Source organism: Streptosporangium sp. G12 (genome assembly GCF_052983175.1).
In genome coordinates this window covers 175560-195247 of record NZ_JBRIQO010000020.1, presented here as the reverse complement: position 1 = coordinate 195247, position 19688 = coordinate 175560, and the positions used below count along the sequence as shown (strand labels likewise).

Here is a 19688-nt window from a genome sequence, read left to right as displayed (position 1 = left end):
GCGACCTCCCGCCCTTGCCCCTCTCGGCCGCCGGGCGTGTCCTCCGTTCCGTTTTCGCTGCTCACGACACCTGTCGAGGTCGAGGTAGCAGGAGGGGAAGGGGGGACGGGCCGGGTGCGGGGAGGCGGGGAGGAGAAGCTCCGCGCACGCCGTCCCGGGCGCTCCGCGGACAATTCACGCACGCCGGATGTCCGTAACCGAACGCGTTCCGGGATTCTGGAGGACAAATGACTTCTCCGCGTCCGGAATGCGTGCCGCCGGTCCACGGGTTTGCCGGCGTCCGGCGCCGGGTGTCTTCGAAGGCGCCCGGCGGCACGCGACCGATCACATTGAGGTGCGGTCCAGACACTCTGAGGTAAGGCAAGACTCGCCTTGCGGACCGTATGATTCCGGACGTCTCGCATTGTGGGGGAGGGGGACGGCGGGCGTCGTTTGGTCCTTGGCGGTCATTGGCCCGTTCCATCGTCCGTCCGGATCAATCAACCGGCGTTCCCCGAATTGTTCGCGAGCCGGCGGGGGATCGGATAGGGGCATTGACCGGATCCGGCGCCCCCGCGCCCCCGCGCCTCCGCTCCCCGGCCCTCGAAGCCTTCGAAGCCTTCGAAACCGGTGGTTCGTACGCCGGCCTTGCGGTCGTGGCCGGATTTGTCGGTCGTGATCTCTACCGTCCGGCCCATGACAAGTGCAGTGCAGGCCTACTCCTACGCCGGCCCCTCCACGCTCTCCGACGGACATCTGGGACTGTCGACGTCCGGAGGCCGGACCACGACGGGCTTCCTCGACCATCCCCGGTTCTTCAGCGGGTTGCTCACCCAGGCCGCGCCCGCCGCGACCGGCCTGCTCGCGGTCGCCGACGTGGCGCTGGCCCGCTACCACCGGCCGCAGCCCGGATTCACCCGCGATCCGGTCGTGACCTGCGGCGGCGACCGCCTCAGGTTCGAGTCGTTCTCCGCCTGCGGCGGCGTCTACGCCCGGCTGGACGTGCTGGGCCCCGCCCTCGACGGTGAGGTCTTCGACCGGGGCACCACCAACGTGGACGTCAACAACCCGCTGCGCGAGGCGCTGGCCAGGGTCGGCGGCCGTGACCCGCTGCACGTCGGGGTCGGTCCCGACGAGCTCACCGTGACCACCCTGGACGGCGCGGTCGTGGAGAAGAAGGTGCCGCTGCCCGACCGGTGGCTGCGCGGTTTCGCGGAGGTCCAGGTGATCGCCTCCGGGTTCGACCTGCGCGCCGAGCTCGCCGGGCCGCAGGCCGTCAGGTTCCTGCGCGGCCTGCCGAAGCGGGCGGCGGCCGAGGTGTGGGCGGTCCCCGCGGGCAGGGAGCTGCGGCTCTCGGAGCGGGCCGTACCGGGCGGGGTCCATCTGGCCGGGGTCGGCAGGCTGGCGACGATGATGCCGTCGCTGCGCTTCGCCAAGGCGCTGCGCGTGTACGGACCGGCGGACGGCTCGGGGTCCAGCGCCTGGGAGCTGGAACTGCCGGGCATGCGCTACACGCTGGTCCTGTCCCCGCAGGCCTGGCGCGGTTTCTCCGGGGAGGGGGCCGTCCTGGACGACCTCTCCTCGGACGTGGTGGCCGGCGACGCCGACCTGGTCGGCATCCTGCTCGACTTCGAGCCCACCCTGGAGCTCGGCCTGCTCGCCGAGCGCTCCGGGCTCGCGCCGGAGCGGGTCCGGGCCTCGCTCACCCAGCTCGGCACGGCGGGCCGGGTCGGCTACGACCTCTTCGAGGCCGCGCACTTCCACCGCGAGCTGCCCTACGACCGCGACCACGTCGCGGCGCTGAACCCCAGGCTCGGCTCCGCCCGCGCCCTGGTCGCCTCCGGCGCCGTCCGGCTGACCGGCCCCGATTCGGCCGAGGTGACCACCGACGGCGGCGTCCGCCTGGTGCGGACGGCGGAGGGGTCGTGCACCTGCCCGTGGTGGTACGACCACCGGGGCTCGCGCGGTCCCTGCAAGCACGTGCTCGCCGCCCGGATGGCCGCCGGCACCCGGGACACCTCCCCGGCGGCACCGGCCCCCCTCACCCGGGAGGACGCCCGATGACGGTCTGGGACGAGGTCCGCGAGCTCATCGAGAACGCCGGCCTCGACGAGCTCGCGGCCCGGATGGTGGAGCTCGACGACGCGGAGCGCAGGGAGGTCGCCAGGGAACTGCCCGGGTATCTCAGGCCGGAGCGTCGCGAGGCGAGGGTCTTCGAGCCGTGGAGGAGACGGGGCGGACGGGGAGAGCACCTGCGGGTGGCGGGGGCGGGCTCGCTCGGCGGCGCCGCGGCCGTGGCCACCTGGCTGAACCGGCGTGAGTTCACGATCTTCGAGTGGGAGAGGCCGGGCGACACCGACGCCCTCATCAAGGTGATCTCCGCGCGGGAACCCGGGTGGCGGGCCGATCTGATCTCCCGGCTCGTCCTGCGGATCCGCACCGCGACCTCGCCGGGACTGCCGCTGGTGCTGGCCCTGCTCCGCGGTACCGGCGTGACCTCGCCCGAGCACGACCCGCTCGTGCTGGGCTGGCTCGCCACGCCGCCCAGCGCGGGCGGGCTCCGCCAGGACCCGCTCCTCGACGTCCTGCTGCCGAGGATCTTCGAGGCGCAGGGCGTGGGCCGCGCCCTGCGCGAGGAGCGGAGCGACCCGCCGCGCGCCGGGTCCTGGCTCGGCGCGCTGGCCGCGCTGAGCGGCGAGGGGAGGGTGAGCCGCGAGATGCTCGTGCACGGCTGCGTCAGCCGGTTCCTGCGCGGAGGGGACGCCATCGACCTGCGGTTCTTCGTCCGCCTCCACGAGCTGCTCGAACCCGCGCCCGCGGAGGTGGAGGCCCGCGCCCGCGACTACCTGCGCCTGCTGCCGGCCGCGCCGGGACCGGTCGCGGAACTGGCGCTCAGGCACCTGCGCCGCCTCGGCCGCCTCGACCCGGCCGACGTGACGGAGGCGCTGGAGAGCCTGCTGTTTCGCGCCGAGGTCGGCCTGGTGCGTGCCGGACTGACCTGGCTCGACCAGACCCTGCGGCGGTCGCCGGAACGGGCCGACGAGCTGGCCGCGGCTCTCGCGTCCGCGTTCGGCCACGAGGCGTACGCCGTGCAGGAGCGTGCCGCGCGTCTCGCGGTCAAGCACGCGGCGCACCTCACCCCGCTCGGCGCGGAGACGCTGCGCGCGGCACTGGGCGCGCTCCCGCCGGACCTGGGGCGGCTCCTGGCCGGGGCGGTCGGCGGAGAGGCGGAGCCTGAGCGGGAGCCGGAGGTCCTCACCCCTCCGCCGCTCACCCCGCCCGATCCCGCGGGGGCCTTCCCCGGCCCGCCGGACACGGTCGCCGAGCTGGCCCGCGCGGACCGGTCCCGCGACTGGCAGGAGGCCGAGCGGTGGCTCGCGGGCTTCGTCCGGTTCGCGGCCGAGGACCGCGAGGCGCTGCGCGCCGCGCTCACCGGCAGCGCCCACGAGATCCGCGACCTCTACCGGTGCAAGGACTGGTACGCGCCCCACGACTGGTTCACCGCGATCGCCGCGGAGCTCGTCTCCCCGGGCGCCGATCCCGGACCGGAGGCCCGCAGGGTCCCGGAGGCCAGGGAGACGTGGATCTCCGGGAACGTCATGACCGGTTCGGGGGGCGACGACGGGGGGATGTCCTTCGGCGATCTCCTCACCGGGGCCCGTTACTACGTCATGCGTCTCCTCACTAGGGGCGACGAGGACGGCGGATCGGCCTGGTATCGCGCTCCCGAGGAGATCAGGCCCGACCGGCTCCCCCTCGAGCACGACGTCTCCGCGCCGCACCGGTTCGTGCTCCGGCGGTGCGCGGAGGTGCTCGCCGCGCTCAAGGCGGGCACGCTGCCGCCGGTCCTGCTCGCGACCCCGACCGGTGCCACCGGCCACCTCGACCCCGCCGCGTTCCTCACCCGCCTGGAGACGGTCGAGGCCGCCGGGGCCGAACCGCTGCCCGCCGACTTCCAGCAGGCGCTGCTGCGGTTGCCGGGAACCGCCGATCCCGAGGTGGTCGCCCGGGCCGGACGGCTGACCTCCGAGGCCGGGCGCCGGGCGGCGCGCTGGCTGGCGGAGGGGCCGGTCGAGCCGGAGACGCGCGTCCGCTGGACGTTCGTCGAGAACGAGAACTCGTACCACACCGACGAGCGCGAACCGCCGCCGGGCGCCCACCTGAGCCCGGTCCCCCGGGTGCGGACCGATCCGACCGGCCTGCCCCTCGTCGACGAGCTGCTCGGTGAGGTGCGGCATCGCCGCTGGGGGGAGCACGGCCGGTACATGACGTGGTGGCCCGCCGTCCTGCCCTCGCACCGCGACGTGGTCGCCGCCCGCTGTCTCCCGCACCTGCTCCACTCCTGGGACCGGCCCGGGGTCCACGCAGGGCACGCCGAGGCGCTCGCCGCCTGCGACGGGCCGGTCGGCGAGCCCACCGCGCTGCTGCTCGCCTTCTTCCTGGTCCAGGCAGACCCGGTCCACGGTGTGCGGCTGGTGCTGCGGATGGCGGCGCGGGGAGACCTGCCGGCGGACGCGCTCGGCAGGCAACTCGCCCTGCTCACGGGACAGACCTGGGTGAAGCTGCCGCACGCGGTGGCCGGACTCGGACAGGCGGCCGCGCAGGGCGCCCACCGGGAGGTCTGGGAGGTGATCCGGGCGGCGCTGCCGCACGTTCTGCCGGGGCCGGGGAAACGGCCGCGCTCGGGCGCGATCGATCTCGTCGCCCTGGGCGCCGAGGTGGCCCGGTGGGCCGGCGCGCGCGGGGAGATCGCCGGGCTCGTCCCGCCGTCGCGCCGCTCGTCGGACTTCGGCCGCCAGTGCCGCCGCCTGCACGACTATCTCGTACGGCCCTGATCCCGCCCGTTCGGGCCGGGGGCGGCGGGACGGCGTCCGGGCGGACGCCGTCCCGCCGGGTGCGCGGAGAACCCGGCGACGGCGAGCTTGCGGACCAGCGCCGTGAGCGCCGCCGTGATGATCGCCGCCCAGGTCTGGGCCTGGGAGAGGCGCAGGAGCCCGGCCGCGAGGAGGAAGTCGAGCAGCACCGCGAGCGCGCCGCCGGGACCGCCGCCGGAGAGCAGCACGGCGAGCGCGGCGGCCAGCCCCATGACGACGATCAGGGGGACGAGCATCCGGACGAGGTCAGCCATTCCCGGCACCGGGCGGGACGCGCCCGCCGGAGTCGTCCGGCGAGCCGTGCCCGCCCGGGGCGTCCAGCGAGCCGCGCCCGCGCGCGTCGTTCACCGTGCGCCCCTCCCGCTCGATCTCCCTGTTCAGGAAGAAGTTCAGCGCGGTGCGGATGGCCGCGATCGCCGCGAGCTGCCCGATCTGCGTGAAACTCGGCGCGATGGCCGTACGCAGCACGTCGCTGGCCAGCTGGAACTCCAGGCCGAGGGCGAGGAAGCGTCCCAGGAACAGCCGCACGGTGATGAACCCGTCGTCGTGCCGCCGTACGGCCACCAGCACGAACCGCACGAACGCGATCGCGGCACCGACGAAGATGACGGCCGCCCCGGCCGCCTCGACGAGGCGGACCAGCAGGTTGACGAGCTGCCGGAGGGTCTCCTCCGGTAGGAGATCGAGCATGCGCTGCTGTTACCCGGTGGCTCCCCGACCATGCGGCCGCGGTCGCCGCCCCGTCCGCGGCGGTCGGAGCTCCCCACGGGCCGCTCGGGGGTCGCCCGGCGGCGGGGGTCAGAGGTAGAGACCGGTGTTCTCCGGGGCGGCCGTGGTGCGGTCGAGGACGCCTTCGCGGCGGGCGAAGAGCTCGGCGAGGGTCGCGCCGGAGGGGGAGAGCCCCTCGGCGGTGCCGAGCCAGCGGGCGGCCTCGTCGTAGGGGAAGGCGCCGACCTCGATCTGGGCGAGGCAGCGGCCGGGGCGGGTGACGGCGGGGTGGAGGTGGGCCAGGTCCTCGTTGGTGGTGATGGCGACCAGGACGTCACGGCCCTGGCCGAGGAGCCCGTCGGTCAGGTTGAGCAGCCGCGACAGGCCCTGCCCGGTGGCCTCCTTGGCACCGGCCCTGATCAGCTCGTCACAGTCCTCCAGCACCAGGAGCCGCCACCGGTCACCGCCTCCGTCGCCGTCGTGATCGTGGTCATGCTCGTCGGAGCCGACCGCGACCTCCATGAGGTAGCCGGGGGACTGGAACAGCAGCTCCGGATCCAGCACGCAGTCGACCTGGCACCACGACCGCCACTCGTGGGCGAGCGTGCGCAGCAGCGTCGTCTTGCCGGTGCCCGGCGGGCCGTGCAGCAGGATCAGCCGGCCGTGCGCCTCGGAGGGGGTGACGGACATCAGTCGCGACAGCGGCTCGCTGACCGACCTGGCGTAGTTGCCGGAGATCTCCGCCCAGGGGGAGGCGGTGATCGGCTTCTTCGAGCGGCGGCTGCCCCGGGGGCTCTGCCACCAGAAGCCCATCTCCACGTGGTCGCTCTCGGGGACGGGCTCCTCGGCGTCCCTGGTGACCTCCTCGATCACCGAGCGGGCCAGCCCCTCGTCGACCGCGGTCACGCTGACCGTGGCGGCGCGGTTGCGGTAGCGGACCACGCGCAGCGTCCAGCCCTCCCCGCACAGCAGCCGCGAGTCGCGGCCGTCCTTCTCCGAGGCCGCCCGGACGAGCGTCCCGGAGGCGGGGGCGAGGGAGGCGTCGGGACGGACCCGCTCCAGGCTCGCGGTGCGCGACCAGGGCTGGGCCCCGGTGGCGAACGGCGACAGCGCGAGGGCGTCGATCACGTCCACCGCCGCGTCGCCGTCGTCGAGCCAGATCTTCATCGGCAGCTCCACCGGGCGCGGCTCCGGCTGGAAGTCGACCTCCTTGAGTACGGACATGGCGCCAATGATCCTCGCGAGGCGCCCGCCGGTCGAAGGGTTTTAGACCGTGACTCATCGGGGGATCGCTCGTGGACACGTTCGGTGGGACCTCGTGGACGTCGATCGTCAACGCGGGGTGCGGCCGAGGTAGCGGAGCAGGTCGTCGACGACCGGGGTGGAGGACGGACCGCCGGCGGCCTCGACCACCGGCGCGTAGGCGCCCCACTGACGCAACGGCTCGACGATTCCCCGCGCCGCGGAGAGAAGGTGGCCGGCGAGCTCGTCGTCGAGCGGGGACGGCCGGCCCGTGGCGATCGCGACGTCCCATGCGTGCACGGCGGCGTCGAGCGCGCACATCACCGCGGCGACCGGAGTGGGCAGGTCACCGTGCGGCAGCGGCGTCGGAACGGTCTCGGTGTCATCGGCGACCGTCGCCCACGCCGCGGCGGTCTGCTCGACGGCGTCCTTCACCAGCTCCGCCGCGGTGCCGTCGACGGCACCGGAAGGCGAGAAGGGGTCGTAGGCCGGGCCGTTTCCGATGCCGAGCATCTTCGCGTAGGCGAGCTGGTCGCCTGCGGCGTGCTGGATCACCTGGGTGACCGTCCACTCCGAGCACGGGGTGGCGTTGTCCCACTGGTCGTCCCGCACACCCGCGACGCTGTTCTCCAGCGCCAGGTAAGAGACGGCCAGCACCTCACGCCAGACCGGCCGCAGGGAGGTGACGGTGTCGGTGGTGATGGTGTTCATGATTTCGCCCTTCGATCTCTTCCTTGCCTGTGACACCAATCTATGGGTCTATTAGGCTAATTTCGTTCCTAATAATCATTCTGGGTGAGAAGAAATCGATGGCTCCGACGACGACTCGAGTGCTGCGCCTGCTGTCCCTGCTGCAGGACCGGTCCCACACCGGCCGCGAGCTCGCCGAGCGCCTCGGCGTCACCGACCGCACCCTGCGGCAGGACATCCGGCGCCTGCGCGAACTCGGCTATCCGGTGCACGCCGCGCGCGGCGCGGTGGGCGGATACCGGCTCGGACAGGGCGCGGAGATGCCCCCGCTGCTGCTCGACGACGACGAGGCGGTGGCCGTGGCGCTGGCCGTCGGCCTGGCCGAGGACGGCTCCACCGGGATCACCGACATCGACGCCAGCCTCACCCGGGCGCTCGCCAAGCTCCAGCAGATCCTCCCGAAACGCCTGCAGCGCAAGGTGACCGCCCTGCGGTCGGCCACCGCGGTCGGGCCCGCCACGGTCGGCTCCCGCGAGCCGGACGCCCCGGTGCCCGCCGAGACCCTCACCGTCGTCGCGGGCGCGATCCGCGACGGCGCGACCCTGCTGGCGACCCGCGCCGGCACCGAGACCGAGGTGGAGCCCTACCGCCTGATCAGCTGGCGCCGCCGCTGGTTCCTGGTCGCCTACGACCTCGGCGCGCACGCCTGGCGGGCGCTGCCCGTCGCCGGCCTGACCGGCGTCCGGTCCGCGTCCCGCCGCTTCGCGCCCCGTTCCCTGCCCGACGACGACCTGGTCGCCTTCGTCCTGCGCGAAGTCGCGCAGACCGGCTGGAAGGTGCAGGCTCGCGTCACCGTCCTCGCCCCCGCCGAGACCGTGATCGCCCGCATCAACCCCGCCGTCGGCGTCGTCGAGGCCGTCGACTCCCACACCAGCGTCCTCGTCACCGGCGCCGACGCCCTGGAGACCATCGCCATCTACCTCAGCATGCTGATGATGGACTTCCGCGTCGACGGCCCGCCCGAACTGGTCGCCCACATCCGTACCCTCGCCCGCCGCTACACCGAGGCCCTCGACGGGTAGGCCAGGCCGGCCTGCCCGCCGATCTTCCGGTCGAGGCGGGCAGGAGTCCCGCCGCGACGGCGAGCGCGGCGGGACCGCCCGCGGTCAGGCGTCAACCGGCTCCAGCGCGAACCGGGGTCGGGGAAGCGGGGCCGGCGCGGGGACCTCGGGGGCGGCGCGGAGGAGGGCGTCGACCAGCGGGCTCGGCGGCCGGGTCAGCGGGCCGGTGAGGACGAGAGCGCGTTCCAGGGACGGCTTCAGCGGGACCATGACGAGCCCGGGAGGCAGCAGGCCGCGGCCGAGGTCGGGAACCGTCGAGACGCCGATGCCCGCGGCGATCATGCCGATGAGCGTGCCGAGCTCGCGCACGTGCTGGGCGGGCATGTAGGGGACGCCCGCCATGGAGCACAGGGCGCGGGTCTGGGGCTCGCAGCCCCCCTTGGAGACCAGCAGCGGATCCTCCACCAGCTCGGCCATCGTGATGTGTTCCTGACCGGCGAGCGGATGGTCGGCGCGGACCACCGCGTGGAAGGAGTCGCGGCCCACCACCACGTGCGCCGGCGGCGGGGGCGCCGGGTCGACGAGGATCGCGGCGTCGACGACCCCGGTCTCCAGCCAGGGGGACAGCTCGTCGTCGTCGCCCTCGAAGACCTGCACCTCGACGCCGGGAAGCTCCGCCCGCCACGTCCGCATGAGCTGGGGCAGCAGTCCGCAGCAGACCGTGGGCGGAGCGGCGACCCGGACGGTCCCCGCGTGCTGTCCCAGGTGCGAGGAGACGACCTCGTCGATGGCGGTGACCGAGGCGAGCGCGGCCTGGGCGTGCGGCAGGATCGCCGCGCCCAGCGCGGTGGGGCGCACGCTCCCGTGCCGCAGCACCAGCGGGGCGCCGAGGGCGCGCTCCAGGGCGGCGAGCGCGTGGGAGACCGCCGACTGGGACATGCCCAGCTCCTCGGCGGCCACGCCGAAGCCGCCGTTCGCGATCACGGCGGTGAAGACCCGGAGTTGCGCGACCGTCGCACCCATGAGGACATCTCATCACATCCGGCGGGCAACTCATTGGACGCATGGTCCGGGCGGTGGCGAGACTGCTTCCGTGACCCGTGAAGGAAGCGTCTCCACACCCCCGTTCCCGCCGATGACCGGCGCCGCGCCGTCCTCCGCGGGCCGGTCCGTCCTCGCCGCGTATCTCGCCCTGGCCCTGACGTGGGGGGCCAGCTTCCTGTTCATCAAGGTGGCCCTCACCGGTCTCTCGCCCGCCCAGACGGTGCTGGGACGCCTCGCGCTGGGGGCGCTCGCCCTCAACGTGATCATGCTGGTCACCCGCAGGAGATGGCCGAGACGGCCGGTGTTCTGGGCGCACATGGGAGTGATCGCCCTGATGCTGTGCGTGGTGCCGTTCCTGCTGTTCGCCTGGGCCGGGCAGTACATCCCCTCGGGACTCTCCAGCATCTACAACGCGACGACGCCCCTGATGACGATGCTCGTGACCCTGGCCGCGCTCCGGCAGGAGCGCCTCGGCGCGGCAGGGGTGCTCGGCCTGCTGCTCGGCGCCGCCGGGGTCGTCGTCGTGCTGGCCCCGTGGAACCTGGGCGTGGAGACCGGTCCCTGGTGGGCGCAGGCCGCCTGCCTGGGGGCGACGTTCTGCTACGGGCTCTCCTTCGCCTACACGCGGCGCTTCGTCCTGGCGTACGGCCACGACGCGCCCACCATCGCCGCCGCCCAGGTCAGTGTGGCCGCCCTGGTCATGCTCGCGCTGAGCCCGCTGCTGGCCACCGGTCCGGTACGCCTGGACCTCCCCGTCGTGGCGAGCATGGCCGCCCTGGGCGTCTTCGGCACGGGTCTCGCCTACGTGTGGAACACCTCGGTCATCGCCCGATGGGGGGCGGCGACCGCCTCGACGGTGACCTACCTGACCCCGCTGGTGGGCGTCGTCCTCGGGGTGGTCGTCCTGGGCGAGACGCTGACGTGGAACCAGCCCGCGGGGGCGGTGATCGTCGTCCTCGGCATCATGACCGGCCAGGGCGTCATCGGTTCCTGGTCAGGTCGCCGGTCTCCGTGACCAGTCCGGGGCCGGGGACGTCCTTCCAGGTGTAGGTCAGGGCGTCGCCCCTGCGCTTGAGCCAGACGGTGCCGGGGACGCATCCGGTGCCGGAGCCGAGGGTGAAGGTCAGCTCGTCGGCGGTGACCTTGGTCAGGGCGATCCGTCCCTCGCAGCCGTTGACCGGCTCCGCCCACTCGGCCCCGTCGTCGCCCTCCCTGAGCGTGACCTCGATCCGTTTCTTCTCCGGGGAGAACGGGTTGGTGGAGGTGACGCCGTCGCCGGCCCACGTTCCGGCGAAGGAGGCGGGGACCTTCCTGCCGCTCCCCGGCGAGGCCGACCCCTTCGTGCCGGAGGGTTTCGGAGTGGACGGTACGTCGCTCCCGGACGGGGACGAGGAGGACGAGGGTGCCGAGGGGGACGGCCTCGCCCGGTCGGTGTCCCCGGCGACGGTCTCCGGGGCGTTCAGAACGAACCAGGCGGCGATGCCCGCGGCGACCAGCAGGGACACCGTGACGAGGACCGCGCCGACGACGATCCCCCGGGAGCCGCGACGGGATTCCTGGGTGGTGAGCGCCGACCGTCCCGGGGGGGCGGCGATCCGGCTGCCGATCCTGGCCAGATTCTCGATGGACCCGGCGGCGGGGCCGGCCGCGCCCGGGTCGACGAGGCCGACCATCAGCGCGCGGGCCGTCGGGCGGCGCGCGGGATCCTTGTCCAGGCAGGAGGCGATCAGCCCCGCGAACGCGGGGGGCAGGGCCGACAGGTCCGGGTGGTGGTTGACGATCCGGTTCAGCACGGCCGGCACGGTGTCGGCCCCGAAGGGGGACCTGCCGCTCGCCGCGCAGAGCATGGTGGCCGCCCAGCCGAACACGTCGGAGGCCGGCGAGGCGGGAGCCCCGTTGATCTGCTCGGGGGACAGGTAGGCCGGGGTGCCGATGAGGCCGGAGGCGGTCGTGGCCGCGCTCTCCGCCCTGGCGATGCCGAAGTCGACGACCCGGGGGCCGTCGGGGCCGAGCAGCACGTTGGCGGGCTTGAAATCGCGGTGCACCACCCCGGCGGCGTGGATGGCCGCCAGCGCGGTCGCCGTACCGACCACCAGGCGCTCCAGCTCGCCGCCCCGCAGCGGGCCCCGCTCGCGGATCCTCTCCTCCAGCGAGGGGCCGTCGACGAACTCGCTGACCACGTACGGGAGGGGACCGTCCACGGAGGCGGTCAGCACGCGCGCCGTGCAGAAGGGCGCGACGCTCTCCAGGGCGGACAGCTCGCGGGCGAGCCGTGCCCGCGACGCGGTGTCGCCGCGGAACAGCACCTTCACCGCCACCCGCTCGCCGCTGGGCGCGTGCGCGAGGTAGACGACGCCCTGGCCGCCCTCACCGAGCCTGCCGGCCAGCCGGAACGCGCCGAGCCGGTCCGGATCGCCAGGGATGAGGGGGGTCGCGACCATGGAGGCAAGGCTATCCGTCTTGTCTGTGATGAGAGGTGTCATGGACGAACGGTTTAGGGCGTCCGGCAGGGGTTAGGGGGACGGCTGTTCCGCTGCCCGACGATCATCAGGAGCGCTTCCCCGCCATACCGTGCCAAGGGACTCAGTTGGTTTAACGACCTCATATGGTGTCGTGTCAACCATTACGCTCCGGTAGGGCAATATCACTCAGACAGTGGAGACGTTTCGTGGCCATCGATCTCGTTACTCGCCGTGAGTGGGGCGCCCGCCAGCCGCGTGGTTCCTACAGCAGGCTCACCTCCACCAGGGGAGTGAAGGTCCATTACACGGGTGGCCAGGTCAGCCCGGACATCGTGAACGACCACGCCAAGTGCGTCGCGCTGGTGAAGTCCATCCAGAACCACCACATGGACGGCAACGGCTGGATAGACGTGGGCTACTCGATGCTGGTCTGCCCGCACCGCAAGGTCTTCGAGGGGCGCGGCGCGCACCACGTTCCGGCCGCCAACGGCGCCGGGCTCAACAGCGACCACTACGCGGTGCTCGGCCTGGTCGGCTCCTCCGGTTTCACCAAACCGACCGACAACGTCCTGCACGGCATCCTGGACGCCATCGAATACCTCAGGGACAAGGGCGGGGCGGGCAAGGAGATCAAGGGGCACCGCGACGGCTACTCGACCAGCTGCCCCGGCGAGCCCCTGTACGCCTGGGTCAAGCGCGGCGCCCCCCGTCCCGGCGGGGCTCCCGACCCGCCGGAGCCGCACCCCTCCTTCCCCGGCCGCGTCCTGAAGCAGCCGCCGGTCATGAAGGGAGAGGACGTCCGCACCTGGCAGCGGCAGATGCGCGACCGGGGCTGGGCGATCGACGTCGACGGCCTGTACGGCCCCGGTTCCAGCGAGGTCTGCAGGAGGTTCCAGAAGGAGAAGGACCTGCCCGTCACCGGCGCCGTCGACCGCGCCACCTGGGACGCCGCCTGGCAGGAGCCCGTCAGCTGACCTCCGTCCGGGACGCCTTCCGGCAGGCCCGTCAGCCGACCTCCGTCCGGGACGCCTTCCGGCAGGCCCGTCAGCCGACCTCCGTCCGGGACGCCTTCCGGCAGGCCCGTCAGCCGACCTCCGTCCGGGACGCCTTCCGGCAGGCCCGTCAGCCGACCTCCGCCCCGGACGCCTTCCGGCAGGCCCGTCAGCCGACCGTGGCCCTCGCGGGCGGTGACCGGCCCGCCACCGGGGACGCCTCTAGCCGGCCGCCACCCCCTGCGGGTGGTGGCAGGCCACCCACTGGTCGGGGCCGATCCGCCGCATGACCGGCTCCTCGGCGGCGCACCTCGGCGTCGCCGCCGGGCAGCGGGTCCTGAAGCGGCACCCGCTGGGCGGTGTGACCGGGGACGGGGGCTCCCCGCTGATGAGCCGGTCGGCAGGGGGGAGATCCAGGCCGCCGCGCGGGACGGAGGCGAGCAGCGCCCGCGTGTAGGGGTGGGCGGGTCGCCCGACCAGGGTGTCGCCCGAGGCCAGCTCGCAGGTCTTGCCGAGGTACATCACCAGGACGCGGTCGCTGACGTTCTTGACCACGGCCAGGTCGTGGGCGATGAACACCAGCGTCAGCCGGTAGCGCCTCTTGAGGTCCTCCAGCAGGCTCAGGATCTGGGCCTGCACCGACACGTCGAGCGCGGAGACCGGCTCGTCGCAGATCACCACCTCGGGGTCGAGCACCAGCGCCCGCGCGATGGAGATCCGCTGGCACTGCCCGCCGGAGAACTCGTGCGGGCGCCGGGTCGCGGCGGTGGCCGGGTCGAGCCCCACCGCCTCCAGCATCTCGTCGATCCTGTCCCGCCCCGTCCCCCAGACGCGCGGCCCCTCCGCGACGATGTCGCGGACCCGCCGCCGGGGGTTGAGCGACGAGATCGGATCCTGGAAGATCATTTGAAGTCGCCTGCGGGTCCTGCGCAGCGTCTCGCCCCGCAGGCCGGTGAGCTCCACGCCGTCCAGCCGGACCGATCCGCCGAGGGGCGCGGGCAGCTGCATCAGCGCCCGCGCGGCGGTGGACTTCCCGCAGCCGGACTCGCCCACGATGCCGAGCGTCTCTCCCCTGGCCACGTCGAAACTCACCCCGGAGACCGCGTGCACGCGCCGCCCGCGCCCCGCGGGGAACTCCACGACGAGGTCCTCGACGCGGAGCAGCACCTGCTCGGGGGGACGGAGATGGGCGCTTCCGCTACCTGCCACGGGTGTCCACCCTTTCGATCCCGTCGGTGTCCTGCCGGCCCACCCGCTCCGGATACCAGCAGGCGTACATGTGGCCCGGGGTCTCCGCCTCGGCCAGCGGGGGCGCCTCGGCCGCGCACCGCTCCCGCGCGTACGGGCACCGGGGGTGGAACGCGCACCCCGAAGGCAGGGCCGCCAGGTCGGGCGGACGGCCGGGGATGAGGTGGAGCGGGTGGTGGGCGGGGTCGGTGAGCCGGGGCACCGCCCGCAGCAGGGCCTCGGTGTACGGCATGCGGGTGCGCTCGAACAGCGCCTCGGCGGGCCCGCGCTCGACCACCCTGCCCGCGTACATGACGACGACCTCGTCCGCCCACCGCGCCACCACGGCCAGGTCGTGGCTGACCAGCACCATGGCCATGTCGCGTTCCTCGCGCTGCCGGTGAACGAGCCGCAGCACCTGGTCCTGGACGGTGACGTCGAGCGCGGTGGTCGGCTCGTCGGCGAACAACACGTCGGGGCCGCAGGACAGCGCCATCGCGATCGTCACCCGCTGCCGCATGCCGCCGGAGAGCTGGTGCGGGTAGCGGCGCAGCGCCCGCGCGGGCTCGGGGATGCCGACCGAGGCGAGCAACTCGACGGCCGCCGCCCGCGCCCGCCTCCGGTTCAGGCCCAGGTGCACCCTGAGCGGCTCCGTCACCTGGGTGCCCACGGTCCTGACCGGGTTCAGCGCCGTCATCGGATCCTGGAAGACGGCCGCCAGCCGGGTGCCGAGCACCCCGCGCAGCTCCTTCGGGGACAGGGCGGTGAGGTCGCGGCCCTCCAGGCGCACCTGCCCGCCGCGCAGCACGCCCGCGCCGGGCAGCAGGCCCAGCACCGAGCGGATCAGCATGGTCTTGCCGGAGCCCGACTCGCCCACCACGGCGAGCGTGCGGCCGCGCTCCAGGGTGAAGGAGACGCCGTCGACCGCCCGCACGACGCCCCGCCCGGTCACGAAGTGCGTGCGCAGGTCGCGGACCCGCAGCAGCGCCCCCTCTCCTCCGGCGGTGTCCGCGGCGTTCTCGGTGGCGGGCGGGCCCTCCGCGATCGCGCCGCCGCGGCGCGCGGGCTCCAGGCCGCTCTGCCGTACGTCGGTCAGCGCCCTGAGCCGGTCGCCGACGACGTTGAACGACAGCACGGTCAGGAACATGACGAGCGAGGGGGCGAGCACGACGTGCGGGGCGCCGTCCATCACCGCGCGGCCCTCGTTGATCAGCCCTCCCCAGGTCGGGGTGGGCGCCTGGACCGACAGCCCGAGGAAGGCGAGGCTGCCCTCGGCCACCACGGCGATCGCCATGCCGATGAAGGCGTAGGAGGCGGCCGGCACGGCCACGTTGGGGGTGATCTCCCGCAGCAGGATCCGCCGGTCCCGCGCGCCCAGGGCGCGGGCCGCGAGCACGAACTCCCGCCCGGAGAACGACAGGGTGGCGCCGCGGATCAGCCTGGTCCAGGCGGGCACCCCCAGCACGCCCAGCACGATCAGCACGTTGGTCAGGCTCGCCCCGGCGAAGGCGACCACGGCCAGCGCGAACACCAGCGCGGGGAAGGCGAGCGCGATGTCGTTGACCGCCATGATCACGGCGTCCGTCGCCCGCCCCCGGTATCCGGCGACGATGCCGAGCGGCGCGCCGACCAGCAGGCCGAGCAGCACCGCGCCGACGCCGACGCCGAGCGAGACCCGCGCGCCGTACACGACCCTGCTGAGCACGTCGCGGCCCAGGCCGTCGGTGCCGAACGGGTGCGCGGGACTCGGCCCCGCCTGGGGCGGCCCGGCCAGGGTCGCGTCGTAGCGCGGCAGCGGCAGCACGTCGGCGGCGAGGGCCGCGGCGAGCACCAGGGCGATCCAGGCCGCCGAGATCCAGAATCCCCGGCCCAGCCGCCTAGGCACGCCGGATCCTGGGGTCGACGGCCACGTAGACCAGGTCGACCGCGACGTTGACCAGCACGTAGCCGATGGAGATCAGCACGACGCCCCCCTGCACTGTCAGGTAGTCGCGGGAGAAGATGGACTCGACGATGAGCCGCCCGACGCCGGGCAGCCCGAAGAGCGTCTCGATGATCACCGTTCCGCCGATGAGCGCGCCGAGGTTGAGCCCGACGGCGGTGACCAGGGAGATCGCGGACGGCCGCAGCGCGTGCCGCCACAGGATGCGCCGGGGCGACAGGCCCCGCGCGCGGGCCAGGGTGATGTAGTCCTCCTGGAGGGTGGCGATGAGGTCGGTCCGCAGCAGCCGCGCGTAGACGGCCATCTGCCCGCAGCCCAGGGTGACGGCGGGCAGCAGCACCGAGGTGAGGTTCCAGCCCAGGTCGAGCGAGATCGGGGTCCAGCCGGTCGCGGGAAGCACCCGGAGTTCGACGGCGAACACCAGGATCAGCACCACGCCCAGGACGAACACCGGGGTCGACAGCAGGCCGAAGCTCAGCGCGGTGAGCGCCTGGTCGAGCGTCCGGCCCGCCCGGCGGGCCGCCGCGACCCCGACGGGCACGGCGAGCCCGAGCGCGATCAGCTGCGCGGCCACCAGCAGCTCCAGGGTGACGGGCAGCCGCTCGGCGAGGGCCTCGGCGACCGGGACGCTCGTGATGGCGGAGGTCCCCATGTCGCCGGTGACCAGGCCGCCGAGCCAGTCCAGGTAGCGGACCATCAGCGGCTCGTCGAGGCTCAGCTCCGCCCGGAGCCGCTCCCGCGCCTCCTCGCTCGCCGACAGGCCCAGGATCTGCGTGGTCGGGTCGCCCGGCAGCAGGTCGAGCAGCGCGTACGACAGGAAGGTGACGACGAGCAGTACCAGCACCAGCCGGGCCGGCCGGGCCCAGATCACGGGTGGCCGACCCAGACCTGCGAGAACGGGTGGTAGGGGATGGGGGCGCCGGTCAGCGGCACGCCCTTGTCGCCGTCGGGCAGGAGGTGCTCACCGATGCCGCCGACCTTGGTCTTCGCGATCACCGCCCCGGTGTCGAGGTGGTCGACGAAGACGTAGGGGACGAGCTCGCGCAATCGCTGCTGGACCGTGGCGTAGGCCTGCTTGCGGACGTCGTCCTGGGGGTTGCTCCTGCCGGTGTCGAGGGCCTGGCTGAGCCGGAGGTCCTTGAGGCGGCTGAAGTTCAGGGAGATGCTCCCGACGGGCCCGGCGTGGTTCTGGTGCATCCAGACGTACTCGCCGTCGGGGTCGGAGGCGGAGAACTGCGTCCACACGGTGGCCTGGAAGTCGCCGGTCACGGCCCGGTTCACCAGGTCCGCCTGGTCGACCTGCCTGATCCGCACCTCCACCCCGGCCTTGCGCCACATGTCCTGGGCCAGCTCTATGCCCTGCATGGTGTTGGGGTCGGGCGGTGTGATCACCTCGAAGGAGATCTGTCCCTTCTCCGCCTCGACCTCGCCGATCAGCGCCTTCGCCCTGTCCAGGTCGTAGGCGGGGTAGTCGCCCCCGGGGGCGTACCACCCGGAGTCCTTCGACCAGGGGCCGTCGGCCTCCTTGGTCAGCCCGCCGCGCAGCGTGGAGATGACCGCCGCCCGGTCGGTGGCGTGGGCCAGCGCCCGGCGCAGGCGCAGGTCGTCGAAGGGCGGCGCGGCGGTGTTCAGCATGAACATGTACTCGGGCACCGACATGCCCGAGGCCCGCCTGACCGTGTACGCGTCCTTGAGGGCGCCGAACTTGAGGATGTCGTCGTCGCGGGTGGTGCCCATCGCGTCGATCCCGCCCGCCTCCAGGGTCTGCGCCCGAGTCTGGGTGTCGGGCAGGACGCGGAACTCGATCTCGTCGAGGTAGGGCAGCCCCTTGCGCCAGTAGGTGGGATTCCTGGTGACGACCATGCGGCTGCCCGGCGTGTACTCCTTGAACACGAACGGCCCGGTCCCCACCGGCCTGCGGCTGGCCGCCTCGGGGTCGGCCAGGGAGGACGCGGGGACCACCATCCCGATCTGCGCGGCGAGGTGGTAGGGGAAGGCCACCCAGGGGCCCGTCAGCTTCACCTTCACCGTCATGGGGTCGACCAGCTCGAAGGAGCCGACGGGCGTGAACGCCGCGCTGGTCAGCGGGGACGCCTTCTGCGCCTCCAGATTGGCCTTGACCGTCTTGCCGTCCAGAGGTTCGCCGGTGGAGAAGGTGATCCCCGGGCGCACCTTGATCGTCCACTCGTCGGCGTTCCTGCTGGGGGTGAGCGACTCGGCCAGCACGGGTCTCCACTCGCCGGTGGCGGTCACCCCCACCAGGGTCTCGATGATCGTCCCGGCCATGCTGTAGCTCACGGCCGCGAACTGGTCGGTCACGGGGTTGAAGCCCGCCGCGTCGGCGCCGAGACCGTAGACCAGACGCCCGCCGCGCACCGGCGAGGCCCCGGTCGCCCCGCCCGCCCCGCCAGAGGTCCCGGCGGCTCCGGCTGCACCGGCTGCACCGTCGGAGGGCGCGACGGGCCGCTCGCCGCTGCACCCGGCCAGCGCCAGGGCCGGCCCCAGCGCCAGCGAGGCGAGCAACGCCGTGGAAACCGTCAGACGCTTCACGTACGTCTCCTCCCGGTAGAGCCCCCCGAGAGCAATTTCACCGATAGTACTATCGGTGAAAAATCGCACAAGGCCTTGGAGGCGATTGTTCGCGCCGGATGTCCGTGGAAGCTCGCCGGTAGGCTTATCGGTGAACGGGAAGCGAGGCTGGCAGTGACGAGCACACCCCTGACCAGGAGCGAGGCCAAGGACCTGACCAGGCGCCGCCTCATGCGCGCCGCGTTCGCCATCCTCGACGAGGAGGGGGAGGCGGGCCTGACCACGGTCAAGGTCGCCCGGGCGGCGGGGATCGCCCAGTCCAGTTTCTACGTGCACTTCAAGGACAGGCAGGAGCTGCTGCGGGCGCTCGGCGACCGGGTGGGGGAGCGTCTGCGGGGGGCGATGCGCGAGGCGCGGCGCCGGGCGCGCGAGGCCCCCAGCGACAGGGAGCGCCACCGCGAGACCTTCCGGATACCGCTGGAGGCCATCTGCCGGCACCCCGCGCTGTTCCGCCTGGGCCTGCGCGCCCGGCACGACCCCTCGTCGCCGTTCCACGAGTTCGCCGTCGAGAGCGCGGCCGCCTACCGGGCGCACCTGGTCGCGGACCTGGCCTCGTTCGGCTTCCCGGCCGGCCGCGAGAGCGACCGGCGCCGCCTGGAGATGGTCGCCGACGGGATCGGCGCGCTGAGCGACGCGATGGCGATCGGCCACATCGACGGGCGCTACCCCGACCTGGAGGAGGTGGTCGACGTGCTCGTCGCCTTCTCGTACGGATACCTCAGGCTGCTCGGCAAGGACTCCCCGGCGTCGCCCGCCGGCCCCTCCCTCCCGCGTGGCCCCGTTCGGAACGATCCACGAACTCCCCCTATCGACCCCACAATCGGTATCCGTCACGAACCCGGGGGAGGCGCCCGGCGGGACGGCGCCTAGTATCCGGT

Annotated in this window: 16 protein-coding genes; 6 read left to right on the top strand and 10 right to left on the bottom strand. The window is 73.5% G+C overall.

What is annotated here, in order from left to right:
• The first annotated feature begins 675 nt into the window (after positions 1-675).
• Both ACVCAG_RS29070 and ACVCAG_RS29065 read left to right on the top strand, forming a co-directional pair.
• The gene (locus ACVCAG_RS29070; protein ID WP_440086627.1) at positions 676-2043 is read left to right on the top strand and encodes an SWIM zinc finger family protein; all 1368 of its coding nucleotides are present in this window, start codon (positions 676-678) and stop codon (positions 2041-2043) included.
• Positions 2040-4814, top strand: coding sequence for a hypothetical protein (locus ACVCAG_RS29065; protein WP_447190638.1), 2775 nt, complete (start codon positions 2040-2042; stop codon positions 4812-4814). The genes ACVCAG_RS29070 and ACVCAG_RS29065 overlap by 4 nt, the downstream gene beginning before the upstream one ends.
• Here the strand turns inward: ACVCAG_RS29065 and ACVCAG_RS29060 are convergent.
• The 4 genes from ACVCAG_RS29060 to ACVCAG_RS29045 all read right to left on the bottom strand — a co-directional run bounded on the left by ACVCAG_RS29060 (position 4796) and on the right by ACVCAG_RS29045 (position 7514).
• The gene (locus ACVCAG_RS29060) at positions 4796-5107 is read right to left on the bottom strand and encodes a hypothetical protein (protein WP_440086624.1); all 312 of its coding nucleotides are present in this window, start codon (positions 5105-5107) and stop codon (positions 4796-4798) included. The genes ACVCAG_RS29065 and ACVCAG_RS29060 overlap by 19 nt on opposite strands.
• Positions 5100-5543, bottom strand: a complete 444-nt coding sequence (locus ACVCAG_RS29055) for a DUF1622 domain-containing protein (RefSeq protein WP_440086623.1) — start codon at positions 5541-5543, stop codon at positions 5100-5102. Before ACVCAG_RS29055 ends, ACVCAG_RS29060 begins: the two co-directional genes overlap by 8 nt.
• A 108-nt stretch (positions 5544-5651) precedes the next feature.
• Entirely contained in the window at positions 5652-6785 is a 1134-nt protein-coding gene (locus tag ACVCAG_RS29050) for a DUF5925 domain-containing protein (RefSeq protein ID WP_440086622.1), read from the bottom strand.
• 108 nt (positions 6786-6893) lie between these two features.
• Positions 6894-7514 carry a TIGR03086 family metal-binding protein gene (locus ACVCAG_RS29045; RefSeq protein ID WP_440086621.1) on the bottom strand — a complete coding sequence of 207 codons (621 nt, stop codon included), beginning with the start codon at positions 7512-7514 and terminating at the stop codon, positions 6894-6896.
• A 98-nt stretch (positions 7515-7612) separates the two neighbouring features.
• Here ACVCAG_RS29045 and ACVCAG_RS29040 point away from each other — a divergent pair, with 98 nt between their 5' ends.
• Positions 7613-8575 (top strand): HTH domain-containing protein, encoded by a 963-nt coding sequence (locus ACVCAG_RS29040; RefSeq protein ID WP_440086620.1) that lies wholly within the window; start codon positions 7613-7615, stop codon positions 8573-8575.
• Between the two features lie 84 nt (positions 8576-8659).
• Here the strand turns inward: ACVCAG_RS29040 and ACVCAG_RS29035 are convergent, their stop codons facing one another.
• Complete coding sequence (locus tag ACVCAG_RS29035) at positions 8660-9577, bottom strand: LysR family transcriptional regulator (protein WP_447190637.1); 918 nt, start codon at positions 9575-9577, stop codon at positions 8660-8662.
• Positions 9578-9647: 70 nt separating this feature from the next.
• Between ACVCAG_RS29035 and ACVCAG_RS29030 the strand changes: the two genes are divergently transcribed.
• Positions 9648-10613, top strand: a complete 966-nt coding sequence (locus tag ACVCAG_RS29030) for an EamA family transporter (protein ID WP_440086618.1) — start codon at positions 9648-9650, stop codon at positions 10611-10613.
• Here ACVCAG_RS29030 and ACVCAG_RS29025 read toward each other — a convergent pair.
• Complete coding sequence (locus tag ACVCAG_RS29025) at positions 10579-12039, bottom strand: protein kinase domain-containing protein (RefSeq protein ID WP_440086617.1); 1461 nt, start codon at positions 12037-12039, stop codon at positions 10579-10581. The genes ACVCAG_RS29030 and ACVCAG_RS29025 overlap by 35 nt on opposite strands.
• Before the next feature lie 227 nt (positions 12040-12266).
• Here ACVCAG_RS29025 and ACVCAG_RS29020 point away from each other — a divergent pair, with 227 nt between their 5' ends.
• Positions 12267-13034 carry a peptidoglycan-binding protein gene (locus tag ACVCAG_RS29020; RefSeq protein WP_440086616.1) on the top strand — a complete coding sequence of 256 codons (768 nt, stop codon included), beginning with the start codon at positions 12267-12269 and terminating at the stop codon, positions 13032-13034.
• Between the two features lie 240 nt (positions 13035-13274).
• Here the strand turns inward: ACVCAG_RS29020 and ACVCAG_RS29015 are convergent, their stop codons facing one another.
• From ACVCAG_RS29015 to ACVCAG_RS29000, 4 genes are read right to left on the bottom strand one after another with little or no spacing between them, the layout of a single operon-like run.
• On the bottom strand, positions 13275-14261 hold the full coding sequence (locus tag ACVCAG_RS29015; protein ID WP_440086615.1) for an oligopeptide/dipeptide ABC transporter ATP-binding protein: 987 nt from the start codon (positions 14259-14261) through the stop codon (positions 13275-13277).
• A complete protein-coding gene (locus ACVCAG_RS29010; protein ID WP_447190636.1) occupies positions 14251-16164 on the bottom strand; it encodes a dipeptide/oligopeptide/nickel ABC transporter permease/ATP-binding protein in 1914 nt (637 codons plus the stop codon). Before ACVCAG_RS29010 ends, ACVCAG_RS29015 begins: the two co-directional genes overlap by 11 nt.
• A complete protein-coding gene (locus tag ACVCAG_RS29005; RefSeq protein WP_440086613.1) occupies positions 16157-17092 on the bottom strand; it encodes an ABC transporter permease subunit in 936 nt (311 codons plus the stop codon). The genes ACVCAG_RS29010 and ACVCAG_RS29005 overlap by 8 nt, the downstream gene beginning before the upstream one ends.
• Complete coding sequence (locus ACVCAG_RS29000; protein ID WP_447190635.1) at positions 17089-18771, bottom strand: ABC transporter substrate-binding protein; 1683 nt, start codon at positions 18769-18771, stop codon at positions 17089-17091. Before ACVCAG_RS29000 ends, ACVCAG_RS29005 begins: the two co-directional genes overlap by 4 nt.
• A 153-nt stretch (positions 18772-18924) precedes the next feature.
• On the opposite strand from ACVCAG_RS29000, the gene ACVCAG_RS28995 reads away from it, so the two are divergent.
• A complete protein-coding gene (locus tag ACVCAG_RS28995; protein WP_447190634.1) occupies positions 18925-19680 on the top strand; it encodes a TetR family transcriptional regulator in 756 nt (251 codons plus the stop codon).
• Positions 19681-19688 lie beyond the last annotated feature (8 nt).